Origin of the sequence: Cryobacterium sp. Hh38 (assembly GCF_004403235.1) — a bacterium.
Lineage (GTDB): Bacteria > Actinomycetota > Actinomycetes > Actinomycetales > Microbacteriaceae > Cryobacterium > Cryobacterium levicorallinum.
On the sequence record NZ_SOHD01000028.1, the window covers coordinates 97,988 to 113,404 of the forward strand.

Consider the following 15,417-nt stretch of genomic DNA (forward strand, 5'->3'; position numbering starts at 1 on the left):
TTATGACCCCCGCTCCCTCTGCACTGCGCGTTGCCATTATCGGCGCCGGCCCGGCCGGAATCTACGCCGGCAATATTCTCAACCGGCTCGTGCTCGAAACCGGTCACACCGTGGCCATCGACCTGTTCGATGCGCTGCCGGCCCCCTACGGACTCATTCGCTACGGCGTCGCCCCCGACCACCCGCGCATCAAGGGCATCGTCAAGTCGTTGCAGGAGATGCTCGACGCAGGCATCATTCGTTTCATCGGCAACGTCACCTACGGCACCGACCTGACCCTGGCTGATCTGCGCGAGCACTACCACGCGGTCATCTTCGCCACCGGCGCCATTCTCGACGCCCCGCTCGTCATTCCCGGCATCGACCTGCCCGGCTCGTTCGGCGCCGCCGACTTCGTCTCCTGGTACGACGGCCACCCCGATGTGCCGCTGGAATGGCCGCTCGACGCGACCGACGTGGCCGTCATCGGAAACGGCAACGTCGCCCTCGACGTGGCCCGCATCCTGGCCAAGCACGCCGACGATCTGCTCAGCACCGACATTCCCGCCTCGGTCTACGCCGGGCTCGCCGGATCCCCGGTGACCGACGTGCACGTGTTCGGCCGCCGCGGGCCGTCACAGGTGAAATTCACCCCGATCGAACTGCGCGAACTCGCCGATATTCCCGACGTCGACCTCGTCGTCTACGCCGAAGACTTCACTCCCGATTCGCACAGCGAACAGCTCGTCGCCAGCAACAACCAGGTCAAGATCATGACCCGCACGCTGAACGGATGGCTCACCAAGGCTCCGCTCGGCGCCTCACGTCGCCTGCACCTCCACTTTCTGCACTCGCCGGTCGAGGTCTACGGCGATGGACGAGTGGAAGGCATCCGCTTTGAACGTACCGAACACACCGGAGACGGTGGCGTGCGGTCGACCGGCCAGATCGTCGACTACCCGGTGCAGGCCGTCTATCGCGCGGTCGGCTATCGGGGCAGCGCTCTGACCGAGGTGCCGTTCGACGCCGTGCGCGGCGTCATTCCGAACGACGGCGGGCGGGTGCTTGATGCCGCCGGCGAGCCTCTTGCCGGGCTGTACGCCACCGGGTGGATCAAGCGCGGCCCGGTCGGCCTGATCGGCCATACCAAAGGCGACGCCCTCGAGACGGTGACCCGGCTCGTGGCCGACCTGCCCGCGCTCGTCTCCGGCGAAACGGCTGACGAATCAGCGGAGGCGATTCTGACCCTGCTGGCGGAGCGCGGCGTCGAGTTCACGACCTGGGAGGGCTGGCGCACCCTGGACGCGCACGAGCAGCTGCTCGGCGCGCAGGACCTGGTCACTCCCGGTCGGGAGCGAGTCAAAGTCGTCTCTCGGGCCGAACAGGTTGCGATCTCTCGCACAGAAGCGTTGCTGACACTGTGACCTATGTGATTGCGCTGCCCTGCGTCGATGTCAAAGATCGTGCCTGCATCGACGAATGCCCGGTGGACTGCATCTATGAAGGCGAACGCTCCCTCTATATTCACCCCGATGAGTGCGTCGACTGCGGCGCCTGCGAACCGGTCTGCCCGGTCGAGGCCATCTACTACGAAGACGACCTGCCCGAACAGTGGGCCGACTATTACAAGGCCAACGTCGAATTCTTCGACGACCTCGGCTCCCCGGGCGGCGCGGCCAAGGTCGGCGTGCTCGCCAAGGACCACGCGTTGATCAGCGCGCTGCCGCCACAGGGGTAACGGCGCGACTGCTATTCTGCACGCTATGGATAAGGCTCGGGCTTGAGGCCGGCACTGTGGGTAGCACTGCTCATTGCAGGAGCACTTCTCATCGCGCTCGTGATTCTGTATGCCGCAGGCTTGCTCGGCAACGAAGCGGTGGCGAATGCCGCAACAGCATCCGCTTAGGTCGGAACCGCTTCCAGGGTGATGACGGCGAGGAATCCCCGTCCGAGAACTTCCGGGGCTGGATCGTCGCCGCGCACGGTATCGAGGGCACCCAGCTTGGCCTCCTCGCCGCCGGCGGTCACGACGGCGTACCCCTTCAGCAGTAGGGCGAATTGGTCGTCGAACACCGGGTGGGCGCGTTTCTTCGACAGCTCGACGATCGACAGAAAGCCCTTGAATGCTCCGCGCCTCGTCATCACATTCAGGTCTCTGGTATCGCCGACCGGCAGGGCGCAGCTCGTCGCGCTGTCACCGGAAAACCGGAATGGCCGGTATTGCTCCATGGCGTGCTCTTCGCCATCGACGATCACGACCATCAGCTCGCCCTCGATCACCGTGAGGATGCGGTCGACCCCTGGAAAACTCGAGAAATCACCGGCCGCGGTCACGTCGGCGATGCTGATGCGCCAGTCGAAGTCCACCGCGCCGGCGGGGAAGGACGCCACCTCGCGGGTGGTCCCTCCGCCGTTACGCCAGGGGGCGGGTCGAAGAGAGTCAAGTCGAATAATGTGCATGATTTCAGGCTCAGGTTAGCAGACGGCAGACGCCGAGCGGTCAGGACGCCGCCGGTTCCCGGTCGCGCTCTCGTTGGTCAGCACGAGTCCCCACGCGCTGACCGACGACGGCGCTGACCCCGTCTTGCCGCATACTGACGCCATAGAGGGCATCCGCTATTTCCATGGTGCGTTTCTGGTGCGTGATGACGATGAGCTGGCTGGTTTCGCGCAGATCTTCGAAGATGGTCAGCAGCCGGCCGAGGTTGGCGTCGTCAAGGGCCGCTTCCACTTCGTCCATAATGTAGAACGGGCTGGGGCGGGCCTTGAAAATGGCGATCAGCAGAGCGACCGCGGCGAGGGAACGTTCACCGCCCGAAAGCAGCGAGAGCCGTTCGATCTTCTTGCCGGCCGGTTTGACCGACACCTCGATGCCGGTCGTCAGCAGATCATCGGGGTCGGTGAGCCAGATACTGCCGCTGCCGCCGGGAAACAGCACCGGGAACACCTCGGCGAAGGCCGCCTGGGTGTCGTCGAAGGCGTCGGAGAAGATGGCCTGCATCTTCTCGTCGATGTCGGCGATGATGGTGAGCAGGTCGCTGCGAGTTTCGGTGAGGTCGGTGAGCTGTTCGGTGAGAAATCGGTGCCGCTGCTCGAGCGCGGCGAATTCTTCGAGCGCGAGCGGGTTGACCCTGCCCAACTGGCCGAGCTTGCGTTCGGCGGCCGCGAACCGCTTCTGCTGTTCAGCCCGATTAAAGCGGATGCCGTCGGCTCTGCGGCCCGCGATGTCGCGATCGCTCGCGGTGCGGTCGTCGCTGTCGCGCTCACCGGCAGCGCGTTCACTGGCCCCACTGGCGTGCGGGGTGCTGTCGGCGCCGGAGTCGTCAGAGACGATCATGCCGTCGGTCGGGATCAGCTGATCGGGCCCGTACTCGGCCACAAGCACGTCTTCGGTCAGGCCCAGTTCGCTGCCGGCCCGTTCGAGCAGAGCCGAGAGGTGCAGCTTCTTCTCGTAGATCTCGAGTTCGAGACCGTGCACGTTCTCGGTGATCGCGGCCAGCCGCTCACGCCAGGCGCTCTCGTCGAGGCGAAGCTGCTGCAGTTCGGTGTTCTGACTGGTGCGTTCGGCCTCGGCGCTGGCCAGACGCAGCCGGGCCTCGGCGACCGAGCGGTCGGCCGCGGCGAGCACGGCCGGGAGCGCCTCGGCAACGCGGGAAGCGGCATCCACTTGGCGGCGGCGAATGACGGCGCGCCGGGCCGCGGCCTCGGCGGCCGTATGCTCGGCCGCGAGCTGCTCGGTCAGGGCGACGACGTGTGCCTCACCGGCCCGCACCCGTTCGCGGGCCGTTTCAACTTGGAGGCGAGCTTCCACCTCACGATCCCGGGCGACCTCCAGCTCACGGTAGAGCGCATCGCGCACGGTCGCATCGAGGAGGGGTCGTGGCCGGGACTGGGCGGTGACCAGCGTGGCGGACGCCTCGGCGACGACGGCTTCGACCTCTTCGACGGCGCGGGTCGCGAGTGTCAGGGCGGCGCTGACCCGGGCGAGGTCGGCGGTCGCGGCGTCGGCCTGCACCGTGAGGCGGCCGCGGCGTTCCGTCTGAGTGGCGAGCTGCGTTTCGAGGGCGCGCACGGCCGCCCGCGCGCTGACCGACTGCTCTTTGTGCGCGTGCAGCAGGGTACGCTGATCGCCGAGGTCGAAGCGCACCCGCTCGATCAGTGCTGTGACGGTGGTTAGCTTTTCGGCGGCGGTGTCGCGTTCGGCGACGAGTTCGAGTTTGCTCGGCCGGGCGCCGGATCCGCCGCGCACGACCCACGGGCCCAGCACCTCACCGACGAGTGTGATGATCGTCACGGTGTCGGTCAGCTGGGCGGCGCGGGCTACGGCGAGATCGTCGGCGATCACGGTCTGGGCGAGCAGAGCACGCACTCCGGCCGGCCCGTCGACGACCGACGTCGCCCAACGGATGCCCGCGCCCAGATCAACGCTGGAATCAACGCCCGGAGCCAGGGTGTCGGCACCGTCCGCGATGAGGAGTTCGACCCGGCCGAGATCGTCGGTGTGGGCGTGGCCGATGGCTTCCAGTGCTGCCTCGCGGTTGTCGGCCAGCACCGCGTCGGCGAGAGACCCGAGCGCGGCGGCGATCGCCGCCTCGAACCCGGGTTGCACGCGCACCCGATCGGCCACCAGGCCACGGATACCGGGGAGCTGCGCGCCGAGGAGTGCGGAGGAACCGTCTTTCTGGTCGAGTGCGAGGGAAAATGCACCCTGCCGGGCCGCCTGGGCGTCGCGCTCGCGTTCGTGCTGGTGCAGCTCATCGCGCAGTCGTTCCACGTCGGCCTCGACGCGCTGCACTGCGGTCTGCGCCAGTGCGAGTGCCTCGGACAGGTCGTCGGAGTCTGGTTCTTCGGCGGCCTCGGTCACGGCCGTTTCGAGCTCGGCCAGCTGACTTTGTGCCTTCTCGCTGCGATCGAACGCCGCGTCGAGGGCGTTCTGCTGCCGTAGTTGTTCGCCGCGTACAGCGGCCAGCCGCGACCGGGCCGTCTCGGACTGGCCGGTCAGCTGCGAGATTTCGAGATCATGCCGGGTGACGAGCGCAGCCTGAGCGGCGATGTCGTCGTCGACGGCATCCAGCTGCGACCGTGCCGCCGCGCTCTGCTCCCGGGCGGTGCCCCAGGCCGTCTCGGCCGTCCCGATGCTTGCGCGCAGTTGTTCAACCTCGGCAGCAGCATCCGTCAGCATGGCGGGCGTGACGCTGAAGGCCGGACCGGTCGGCTCAGCCTGCGAACCGAGCAGGGCCAGTCGCTGGTTGGCGAGAGTGAACAGGCCGCGCAGGCGTTCCTGCACCGACTCCAGGCCAAAACTGGTGCGGCGGGCCAGATCGACGGCGTCGCCGACCTGGGCCAGTTCGAGCCGCTGCACCCGACCCTGCTTCTGCGCGAGCTGCTCCTGCAGCACGACCCGTTCGGTGTGCCGTTCGCTCTCGGTGTGATTATGGGCGTCGAGCGCGGCGCGCAGCAGCACAACGTCGTCAGCGAGCAAGCGCGCGCGGGCATCGCGCACCACGGCGGCGATGGTCTGCGCCTCGCGGGCGATGTCGGCCTGACGGCCGAGCGGTTTGAGCTGGCGGCGAATTTCCCCGGCGAGGTCGCTCAGCCGGGTGAGGTTGGTCTGCATGGCGTCGAGCTTGCGCAGCGTTTTCTCTTTGCGACGTCGGTGTTTAAGAATGCCCGCGGCTTCTTCGATGAAGCCGCGACGCTCTTCGGGGGTCGCACGCAGCACGGCGTCGAGCTGACCCTGACCGACGATGACGTGCATCTCCCGGCCGAGACCGGAATCGCTGAGCAGCTCTTGCATATCGAGCAGCCGACAGGTGCGCCCGTTGATGGCGTATTCACTCGCGCCATTGCGAAACAGCGTGCGGGAGATGGTGACCTCGGAGTACTCGATCGGCAGGGCGCCGTCGGAGTTGTCGATGGTGAGGATGACTTCGGCCCGACCGAGCGGCCCGCGCGTCGATGTGCCGGCGAAGATGACGTCTTCCATCTTGCCGCCGCGCAGGGTTTTCACACCCTGCTCCCCCATCACCCAGGCGAGCGCGTCGACCACGTTGGACTTGCCCGACCCGTTCGGGCCGACCACGCACGTAACGCCGGGCTCGAAGGCGAACGTCGTCGGCTGCGCGAACGATTTGAACCCCTTGAGGGTGAGGCTCTTCAGATACAACGGGCACCCTTTCGGTCGGTCGGCCGCGAGTCCTGGTCTCGGGGCTGGTTCAACGGTACCCTGCGCCACCGACAGCGGCCGGGACATCCGCTTATTGGGAAGAGTTGCGTGCAGAACCGCGGAGACGTTTCGGCGGCCTCGGCACTCAGATCGGGGCTGCGGGCGAAATTATCCGCGGTTCTATGCGGGGCCGGCCGCACGGACTGGTGCTGTTCGGATTACTGTGGCGCAGCATGAGCGACTTCTCAATCGACGAACTCGTCATTCCCGCTACACCGCACGCGCCCAGCTGGCCCGACTTCGTGGCGGTGGCCGCGCTGCGAAACCTCGTCGAGGCTGAGGGGTTTGGTACGAACGCACTCAACTATTCGGCTGCCGAGCTGCTGCCCGGATGGCTCAATCCGAAATACGACCCTAAGCGCATGTTCGTTGCTCGGGTTGAGGGCACAGTGGTGGCCCGCGCCACCTATGAAACCCTGCTCGACGCAAACGACGACCATGCCTGGCTGGGCGTGCAGGTGCTGCCAGCCTGGCGCAGGTGCGGCATCGGCACGGCCCTCGCCGACCGGGTCGAACACCTTGTCGGGACCGAGAATCGGCACGAGCTGATCGTGTACACGGTGTCTGCGGATACCCCCGGAGAACGCCTGACCGCACCGACCGGCTTCGGGTCGGTCCCACAAGACAACGCCGAGGTGCGTTTTCTGCTCGCGCGCGGCTACCGGCTAGAACAGGTCGAGCGCGGCAGCCGACTCGCACTACCCGCCGACGAGGGCGTGATCCGCCGCTTTCAAGCGGATGCAGCAGCGCACGCCGGCGGCGACTACACCGTTCACTATTGGAGCGCGGGCACTCCCCCGCGCTGGCGCGACGACCTCGCCGTCCCCTATACCCGGATGAGCACCGACGCCCCGACTGCGGGCCTTACGGAACCCGAAGACGTCTGGACCGCCGACCGGCTGGTCGACGAGGAGACCTCCCGTGGCTCCAGCCCCCGGAGAATGCTCACCGCCGCCGCGCTGCACGAGCCGAGCGGTCACCTGGTCGCCTTCACCCAGCTGTCGGTACCGGCCGAACGCGAGCGGTCCGTCAGCCAGGAGGACACCCTGGTCTTGCGGGAACACCGCGGGCACCGCCTCGGCATGCTACTGAAGACGGCGAATTTGGAGTATCTTGCGCAGGAAAGCCCGGGGCATCCGTCGGTGACGACCTTCAACGCCGAAGAGAACCGGCACATGCTCGTGGTCAACGAGGCGCTCGGCTTCGTGCCGATGGGCTATGAGGGTGCCTGGAAACGGGTCGTGCCGGCCGAAAAATGATCCGGAAAACCGAGGGCTCCGACCGGCAGTCAGCGCAGGCGCTGGCAGCGCGGGCAGAAGTGCGAGCCGCGGTTCATGAACTGCTCGCGCACGATCAGGGTCCCGCAACGGGAGCACGGCGTGCCCTGCCGACCGTAGGCCTCGAGGCTGTGCGCGAAGTAGCCGGACTGCCCGTTCACGTTGACGTACTGGGCGTCGAAGCTGGTGCCGCCCTCGGCGAGGGCACGCTGCAGAATGGTGCGCACGGCCGCGAGCAACGTTCTGGCCTTCGCCGCCGACAGCGATGCTGCGGGCTGCTCGTAGTGGATCCGCGCGGCAAAGAGCGCCTCGTCCGCGTAAATATTGCCGATGCCGCTGATCAGGTTCTGGTCGAGCAGCGCCCGCTTGATGCCGGTGTTCTTGCGCGCGAGAGCGGCGAAGAAGGCGTTCGAAGCAAACGAGGGGTCGATCGGGTCGCGAGCAATGTGCGCTACCTGTGAGGGAATGCGGTTCTGCCAGGCGGCATCCGCTTGGGGCTGACCCGAATATCCGCCCGGCAGGCTGTCACGGGTCGGGCCCATCGCGTCGACGGCCATGCTGCCGAAGATGCGCTGGTCGACGAAATTGACCCACAGCTCGCCGTGGGTCGGGTGTTCCAGCGTCAAGCGGATGCGCAACATGCGATCCTCCGCGGCACCCGGTGTGCGCAGCAGCACCTGGCCGCTCATACCGAGGTGAACGACCAGGGCGCGATCGCTGTCGAGGGGCAACCAGAGGAATTTGCCGCGACGCACGGCGGCGAGAATTCGCCGCCCCGTGAGCTGCTCGGCGAAGGATCCGGCCGCCGGAACGTGCCGACGCAGGGAGCGCTCGTCGAAGATTTCAACCCCGGTGACGAGAGCGCCGGTGACGGCCGGCTGGAGACCGGCACGCACGACCTCCACCTCGGGGAGCTCCGGCATAGAAGTTAGAGCGCGTTGAGCTGGTCGATTGCGTCACGAGCCGCAGCCATTTCGGCGAACTTCTTGCTGGGGCCGACGCCCTGGGCGGTCACGGCCGAACCAATAACGACCGTCGCGACATACACCTTGGAGTGGTCGGGGCCACTACCTTCGAGTGTGTACACGGGAACGCCGACGCCAGCGCTCGCTGCGAGCTCCTGCAGGCTCGTTTTCGGGTCCATCGACACACCAAAATGGCCAGGTTCAGCCAGCAGTGGCTCGATCAAGCGCAGCACGAACGCGGTGGCAGCTTCGCCACCGGCATCCAAAAACGTGGCGCCGATGAGCGCCTCGACGGTATCGGCGAGAATGGATGCCTTATCGCGGCCGCCGGTGAGGGTCTCGCCCCGACCGAGCAGAATGTAGTCGCCCAGGCCGAGGCCGCGGGCAATCTGCGCGAGAGCGGCCGTGGACACCAGGCTGGCCCGACGCTTCGCGAGGTGACCCTCGTCGAGGTTCGGGTAGGTACGGTAAAGCATGACCGTGACGGCTTGCCCCAGAATCGAGTCGCCGAGAAATTCCAGGCGCTCGTTTGTGGGAATGCCGCCGTTTTCGTACGCAAAAGACCGGTGGGTCAGAGCTAGCTCCAGAATCACCGGTTCAATCTGCACGCCGAGGGTCGCCAACAGGGGCGACCGCTCGGTATTAACTCTTTTCATCGACCGAGTTCTGGTCTGGAGAGAAGAGGCGACTTAAATGTCGGCGACTTTACGGCCCTTGTATTCCATGAACAACGGAGTGCCGGTGGAGTCGGTGACAACCTTGGCACGGTGCGGCAGGCTGTAGACAACCTTGCCGCCCTCCATGGTCTTTACGAGGGTGGGAGGCGTGGCCTTCCACTGCGCGCGACGCGAGTGGGTGTTGGAACGCGACATCTTGCGCTTCGGTACTGCCATGACTACTTCTCTTCTCTGTCTGAAACATGGATGTCCGCATCCATGTCTTTGTCTGTGGAAGCCGTAAACCCCGCAAGCGCTGACCACCGGGGATCGTAGCTCTCGTCGGAAACGAGTTCGGGCAGTTCGGCAAGCGGCAGCCCGGTCTCACTGTCAAGACCAGGGCAATCACGCCGACATACCGGCTGGAACGGAAGTGATAACACTACCGCGTCCCGGATCAAAGATTCCAAATCGACATGGTCGTCCGAAATCTCAAACTCGAAGGCTTCCTCCTGAGGATAACCGAAAAGCTCGGCAAAATGAACTCGGACCGGCAGGTCGATGTCTTTCAGGCATCGACCGCACTCACCGAGTGCCCGCGCATAGACCTCGACGCTTACCAGAATTCCCTCGTGCATCGCCTCGAGGCGCAGCTCAGTCGACAGGGTCGACCCGGCTTTCACCGCCACGAGGCCAGCGCCGAGGTCGTCGGGTACGTCAATGCCGAGGTGGCGTTCGTGCATGGTGCCCGGGCGGTTAATGAGGTCACGCACGTCGACCGTGTACGGCGTCTTCTTGAACTTAGTCACGGTCGTAAATTCTACGCTTTCTGCGTGGGTACTCCGTTCAGGGGGCGATCGGGGCGGCTCGACGTTCCCCGCGCAGCACCGCTCCCAGCACGGTGAACAGCGATCGCGGCGCAAACAGGGCTCGCAAACGGATGCCGACACTCGCGCCGACGTGCAGCCCGCGCACCACCAGGGCCAGATCGTCGACGAGGGTTTCCGCTTGGCCCAACGATCGGTCAAACCGGGACCGTTCCACCGCCAGCAGCACTCGTTCGAGCGCTGCCGCCGACGCCGGGTCGAGGGGGCCGAGCCGCTCCAGGCGCACGGCGAACGCGCGCGGCGTCTCGGTGACGCGCACAGGCACCCCGAGATCGAGACTGGTGTGCTGCACTTCGAGCCAGGCGAGGCTCGCGCCGGCATTTTTGGAGCGGATGTGGCGCACCCGCCAGCGCCGCAGCATCCGTCTCGCCGCACCCGGAACCAGAAGCAGGAGCAGACCCAGTGCGCTGAATCCGACGATGCCGAGCCGGTTACCGGCGTCGCCGGTTTGCGCCGACGCGCCGCGTTCCAGGGCGGAATCGTCGGCGAGCCGATCGGGGCTCAGGCCTGGTGCGTTCGTGGAGCCGGGCGCACCGGGCTCGGTCGACGGCGTGCCAGTAACCTCGGCCTGCTCGTAGTTGGGCACGATGCCCCGGCCAGGCGTCGGCTCAAATTTCACCCAGCCGATGCCGACGAAGTACAGTTCCGGCCAGGCGTGCAGGTCGTGCGAATCAACGTTGTAGCGGCCCAGCCCCTGTTCGAGATCCTGCGACTTGACGCCGGGCAGATAGCCGAGCGACACCCGCGAGGGAATGCCGAGGGTGCGGGCCATCGCGGCCATGGTGGCGGCGAAGTGCACGCAGTAGCCGCGCTTGGCTTCTAGAAACTGCCCGATCACGTCGACGCCGCCGCCGTCGTAGCCGTCCTCGACCGGGGCATCGGTGTCGTAGGCGAAAACGCTGCTGCGCAGGTACTTTTGCATGGCGACCGCCGCGTCATAGTTCGACGTGGTGTCGGCTGAGACTCGCCGGGCCGTCTCCTCGATGATGGGCGGCGAGTCTACCGGCAGTTGCAGGTTGCCCTGCACGCTCGCCGGAAAGTTCGTGCTCGAACTGCGCAGTTGCAAGGCCGTTGGCTTGAGCTCCAACGCCGACACCGTGTATTCCTGGCCGACGGTGTTCGAGGAACGACTGGTAATCGCCCGGGTGCGGCTATCCCAATACCATCGGCCGCTCAGCCCGTCGATGCTCGTGGCACGGGCCGGCGCTGGCAGCCATCGGCTGGTGACGCCGTCGATGACGACCGTGGTCGATGCCGGGGCGGTCTCCACGTTGGCGTCGAGACCGAAGGGTCGCGGAATGCGATCGACGGTGTTTTGCACGTCGGCTGCGTCGATGCGCGCCGTCCAATTCAGGCCGATCACTTCGTCGAGGGTCAGTAGTGTGAAATAGGGCTGCTCGGTGCCGGTCGAGGTGTAATGGAAGGCCGGACCGGCCTTGGGCCGACGCAGATCCTGCCCCAGGTTGATCATCGGGCTGACGCCGCTGCCGAACAGCAAACCGCCGGACCGGGAGGCGACCAGTCCCCCGACAGTGAAGGCCGGGGCGACCGTGCTCAGAATCAGGGCGCCCAAGATGGTCAACGATGCCACCACGATGGAGCCGCTCATCGGTCCGGGCCCGCGTGGCCGATCCGACCGAAAGGCGCGGGGCGCGTGCGGTCCGGCCGGTGAATGCCGGGCTTCCCGCACGCGGCCAACGTAGACGTCCACCCGCAGCAGCAGCAGAAAGGCGGCGGCCGCCGCCACGAGTGCGGCGAGATCGGCACCGTCCTCGATGATGAAGCCCGGAATCAGCAGCGGCACGAGCGCCACAGCCGCGCCGACGGCCGGCAGGCGCAGGGTCACGGCGAGCAGGTCCATCAGAATAGCGATCAGTCCCGTTCCGCCGGCGAGCAGAAAGAGGATGCCGACGGTCACCGCCGCCGGCGTGCTCTGCTGGGCAACTGACTCTCCCCCTGCGGCAATCAATCCGCTGAACGTGCCCACCGTTTGTGGTGTCGGAATGAGCCAGAACAGGCCGGATCCGCCGCCGAACAGCAGCGTCAGAGCGCCCAGCAACACCACCGTGTTCGCCAACGGAACGACGGCCCTCGGCAGGCCGAGACGGCGGAATACGGAAGAACCCAGCAGCACGGCGCTGGCGACCACTGCACAGACCCACCACCAGGCGGTGCCCCGCAGCAGGGGGCCCAGTGCCGCACAGCACACGAGCACCAGCACGAGCTGGGTCAGGGCCAGCGGCCAGCGGGCGGCACCTCGACCGCCCCGCCGGGCACGCGGTCGGGGTTGGGCTGGGGTGACTCCGCGCAGAGCGACCGGCTTCGTCGCCAGGCTAGTCATGAACGGGGCCTCGCTCCCGATTCACGTCGTTCCACACGGTTTCGAGGTCATCGATGCTCGCGACCTCCAGGCAGCGCCAGCCGGCTTCCTGCAGCCGTTCGCGGGCGACAGCGACGACGGTACGTTGCACGAACGTAATGGCGGGATCGCAGTGACGGGCGAGGGCGACGAGGTCGTCGACATCCGCTTCAGACAGGCTGACCAACAGTGCAAAGGTCGGCAGCAACGACTCTGCGCCGCGCAGGGCCGCACGCACCGGCACTCGTCGTGACGCCGCCAGGCGCGTGCTGCGACTTGGCCACGGCACCGGAACGACGCTCGCTAGGCCCTCCAACAGGGCCCGATCGCCGCCGAGGGCACGATAACTGGCCGGCACGTCGCCGTGCAGCCCACCGAGCGTCTGTTCGCCGCCCGGCACCAACTGGCTCGCGCCGAGTTCGATGACTTCGAGCCGGTAGCCCGCGTCTATCAGGTGCACCCCAACGGATGCCGCCAGCTCGACCTCGAGTTCGAATGCGGCCACGAGATGCGGCGGTACCCGACCGGGACCCAGGCCGGCGGCACCGGCCAGGGTGGTATCGAGCACAATGCGGGCCTCAGGATTGCTGCGCTGTTCCTCCTGCCGCACCATGATTTCGCCGTGCCGCGCTGTGGCCGGCCAGTTCACGCGGCGCAGAGCATCCCCGGGCCGGTACTCACGAGCGATGAGTTCGTCGGAGGTTTGGATGGCCTGGCGCAGCAGTTCCCGAATCGAACCGTCATTGCTGGTCTGGGCCAGTCCCCCGCCGGGAAGGAGCATGACCCGCGGTGTGACGATCAGGTCATGCGGCTCACCGAACAGACGTAGGCCGTGCGCGAAGCCGAACGGGTCGTGACGGGACACCCCGAGGGGTCCCACCGCGTAGACACCGCGCTGACGCGGCGAGAGTGCGTATTCCAGCCGCACGCTGTCACCGGGCGCGCCTCGCCGACTCACCAGCGGCAGGATGGCCGCGGGCGGCGTAGTAATACCGGGCGATGGGGTATCGGCCCAGCGGGCGCCGCTCAACGGCCGCGCCGAGAGGTTGCGCAGATGCAGCGACACGACGCTCTCGCCGCCGGCCGACAGGATCGGCGGCCGGAAGGTGCGGGTCACTTCCACCCGCGCCGGTCGCACGGACACATAGCCGACCGCGATGAGCGGCGCCACGATGAGCATGCTGGCCACGAACAGCAGATCCCGGCTGTTCACGACGACCGCGTTGGCGAAGATCACGGCTCCGACCATCAGACAGACACCGCCGCGCCGGGTGAGCCGGGAGGTCAACCCAGCGGTGAGCCGCTGCAGCCAAGCCGACCGCTCCGAACCACCTGCCCCGCGCGCGGCCATGAGCTAGGGCTGTCCGGTGGAACCGACCGGTTTGGCTGGAATCCCGCGTACGGCCGGCAGCACCGGCCCTGACCGCCCCGATGCCAGCACGGCCGTTTTGAGTACAGCGGATGCCGGGACAGCGAACGCAGCAGCTCCCACCGGAACGGGAGTGTCGCCCAGGATTCGGCGCACGATGTCGTCGATGACGGGGCCGCTGTCCTGGTGGTGGTGGCCGAGGGCGCGGCTGGTCGGAACCAGCCGGTGGCCGAGCACCGCCACGGCCAGGGAGTCGATGTCGTCGGGCAGCACGTAGTCTCGTCCGTTCAGGGCGGCCTGTGCCTTGGCCGCGCGAATGAGCTGCAGGGTCGCCCGCGGGCTGGCCCCGAGGCGCAGGTCCCGATCATCGCGTGTGGCGCGCACCAGATTGACGGCATATTCCTTCACGGCGCCGGAGGCGAATACTGCTCGGGCGGTGTGCATCATGTCGCGCAGGATCTGCCCCGAAACAACAGCGGAGATCAGCGCGAGCGGGCTGTTGGTATCCCGCGAGTCGAGCATGGCGAGCTCGGACCCGATGTCGGGGTACCCCATGGAGATGCGCGCCATGAATCGGTCCCGCTGAGCCTCCGGGAGGGCATAGGTGCCCTCCATCTCGATCGGATTCTGGGTGGCGATCACGGTGAACGGCAGCGCGAGCGGGTAGGTGACGCCGTCGACGGTGACCTGGCGTTCCTCCATCGATTCCAGCAGCGCCGACTGAGTCTTTGGGCTCGCCCGGTTGATTTCATCACCGATGACGATGTTGGCGAACACCGGCCCTGGCTTGAATTCGAAGCGACGTTCGGCCTGGTTGAACACCGAGACGCCGGTCACGTCCGAGGGCAGCAGGTCGGGCGTGAATTGGATTCGCCCGACCGTGCAGTCCACGGAACGAGCCAGCGCCTTGGCGAGCATGGTCTTACCCACACCGGGAACGTCCTCGATCAGCAGGTGTCCCTCGGCCAGCAGCACGGTCAGGGCGATCTGCACGGCCTCGTGCTTGCCGTCGATGACCGTCTCGACGTTGCGCATGATCGCGCGCCCGGCGGCCTGAAGCTCGGTGAGGTCAACGCCCGACTCGGTGGTGAACGGCGCAGTCCGGAGCTGAGCGGTGTCGGCTGGCGGAACCGACGCTAAGTCCTCAGAGGAGCGAGCCGGCTGGCGGTTCATACCCGCGACCGCTCCAGATACTGCGCCACGGCCCGCGGCACATACGGCGAGACGTCGCCGCCGAGGCCGGCCACCTGACGGACCAGCGAGCTGGAGACGTGGGCGTTGGCCGGATCCGGCAAGAGGAAGACCGTCTCCACTGCGGCCAAGTTGCGATTGACAATCGCCATCGGCGTCTCATAAGCCACATCCACCTGAGAGCGGATGCCTTTCACCAGCACGCTGGCGCCGACATCCATGCAGTAGTCGACGAGCAAGCCCATACTCCAGCTGGCGACCACGATGTTGGTGGGGAGTCCGGCTTCTTTGATGGCCTGTTCCAGCAGCGACACGCGCTGACTGATCGGCAACAGGGCCGATTTGTCGGGGTTGTGCACCACAAGCACATGCAGCTCGTCAAACAGGCCGGCCGCGCGATTGATCACGTCCAAGTGGCCCAGTGTGACGGGGTCAAATGATCCAGGGACAACGGCGATCCTGCGCATGCTCACACCCTACTGCCAGAGACTGACGGTGTGCTGCCTGG

Annotated in this window: 14 protein-coding genes; 4 read left to right on the forward strand and 10 right to left on the reverse strand. The window is 66.7% G+C overall.

What is annotated here, in order from left to right; all coding sequences use genetic code 11:
• Window positions 1-2: 2 nt before the first annotated feature.
• The 3 genes from E3T41_RS10065 to E3T41_RS18760 are packed head-to-tail and all read left to right on the forward strand — an operon-like array spanning window position 3 to window position 1,885.
• Window positions 3-1,403 (forward strand): FAD-dependent oxidoreductase, encoded by a 1,401-nt coding sequence (locus tag E3T41_RS10065; protein WP_134478394.1) that lies wholly within the window; start codon window positions 3-5, stop codon window positions 1,401-1,403.
• A complete protein-coding gene (fdxA, locus tag E3T41_RS10070) occupies window positions 1,400-1,717 on the forward strand; it encodes a ferredoxin (RefSeq protein ID WP_134478396.1) in 318 nt (105 codons plus the stop codon). Before E3T41_RS10065 ends, fdxA begins: the two co-directional genes overlap by 4 nt.
• Window positions 1,718-1,759: 42 nt before the next feature.
• Window positions 1,760-1,885, forward strand: coding sequence for a hypothetical protein (locus E3T41_RS18760; protein ID WP_255452959.1), 126 nt, complete (start codon window positions 1,760-1,762; stop codon window positions 1,883-1,885).
• Here the strand turns inward: E3T41_RS18760 and E3T41_RS10075 are convergent.
• Together E3T41_RS10075 and smc are read right to left on the reverse strand one after the other, a co-directional pair.
• Window positions 1,882-2,439, reverse strand: a complete 558-nt coding sequence (locus E3T41_RS10075) for a HutD family protein (RefSeq protein ID WP_092449242.1) — start codon at window positions 2,437-2,439, stop codon at window positions 1,882-1,884. The two genes, E3T41_RS18760 and E3T41_RS10075, sit on opposite strands and share 4 nt — an antisense overlap.
• A gap of 40 nt (window positions 2,440-2,479) precedes the next feature.
• Window positions 2,480-6,145: a chromosome segregation protein SMC gene (gene smc, locus E3T41_RS10080; protein ID WP_134478398.1), complete on the reverse strand. Its 3,666-nt coding sequence runs from the start codon at window positions 6,143-6,145 to the stop codon at window positions 2,480-2,482.
• A gap of 233 nt (window positions 6,146-6,378) precedes the next feature.
• Here smc and E3T41_RS10085 point away from each other — a divergent pair, with 233 nt between their 5' ends.
• The gene (locus E3T41_RS10085; protein ID WP_158251638.1) at window positions 6,379-7,464 is read left to right on the forward strand and encodes a GNAT family N-acetyltransferase; all 1,086 of its coding nucleotides are present in this window, start codon (window positions 6,379-6,381) and stop codon (window positions 7,462-7,464) included.
• A gap of 29 nt (window positions 7,465-7,493) precedes the next feature.
• On the opposite strand, the gene mutM is transcribed toward E3T41_RS10085, so the two are convergent.
• The 8 genes from mutM to coaD all read right to left on the reverse strand — a co-directional run bounded on the left by mutM (window position 7,494) and on the right by coaD (window position 15,376).
• Complete coding sequence (gene mutM / locus E3T41_RS10090; protein ID WP_092449245.1) at window positions 7,494-8,405, reverse strand: bifunctional DNA-formamidopyrimidine glycosylase/DNA-(apurinic or apyrimidinic site) lyase; 912 nt, start codon at window positions 8,403-8,405, stop codon at window positions 7,494-7,496.
• Between the two features lie 5 nt (window positions 8,406-8,410).
• On the reverse strand, window positions 8,411-9,103 hold the full coding sequence (gene rnc / locus E3T41_RS10095; RefSeq protein ID WP_092449246.1) for a ribonuclease III: 693 nt from the start codon (window positions 9,101-9,103) through the stop codon (window positions 8,411-8,413).
• A gap of 33 nt (window positions 9,104-9,136) precedes the next feature.
• The gene (gene rpmF / locus E3T41_RS10100) at window positions 9,137-9,340 is read right to left on the reverse strand and encodes a 50S ribosomal protein L32 (protein ID WP_092108959.1); all 204 of its coding nucleotides are present in this window, start codon (window positions 9,338-9,340) and stop codon (window positions 9,137-9,139) included.
• A gap of 2 nt (window positions 9,341-9,342) precedes the next feature.
• Window positions 9,343-9,912 carry a DUF177 domain-containing protein gene (locus tag E3T41_RS10105; protein ID WP_241991115.1) on the reverse strand — a complete coding sequence of 190 codons (570 nt, stop codon included), beginning with the start codon at window positions 9,910-9,912 and terminating at the stop codon, window positions 9,343-9,345.
• Window positions 9,913-9,949: 37 nt separating this feature from the next.
• The gene (locus tag E3T41_RS10110; protein ID WP_134478400.1) at window positions 9,950-12,331 is read right to left on the reverse strand and encodes a DUF3488 and transglutaminase-like domain-containing protein; all 2,382 of its coding nucleotides are present in this window, start codon (window positions 12,329-12,331) and stop codon (window positions 9,950-9,952) included.
• On the reverse strand, window positions 12,324-13,700 hold the full coding sequence (locus E3T41_RS10115) for a DUF58 domain-containing protein (protein ID WP_134478402.1): 1,377 nt from the start codon (window positions 13,698-13,700) through the stop codon (window positions 12,324-12,326). The genes E3T41_RS10110 and E3T41_RS10115 overlap by 8 nt, the downstream gene beginning before the upstream one ends.
• Window positions 13,701-13,703: 3 nt before the next feature.
• Complete coding sequence (locus tag E3T41_RS10120) at window positions 13,704-14,753, reverse strand: MoxR family ATPase (RefSeq protein ID WP_134478502.1); 1,050 nt, start codon at window positions 14,751-14,753, stop codon at window positions 13,704-13,706.
• A gap of 134 nt (window positions 14,754-14,887) precedes the next feature.
• The gene (coaD, locus tag E3T41_RS10125; RefSeq protein ID WP_092449249.1) at window positions 14,888-15,376 is read right to left on the reverse strand and encodes a pantetheine-phosphate adenylyltransferase; all 489 of its coding nucleotides are present in this window, start codon (window positions 15,374-15,376) and stop codon (window positions 14,888-14,890) included.
• Between the last annotated feature and the right edge of the window lie 41 nt (window positions 15,377-15,417).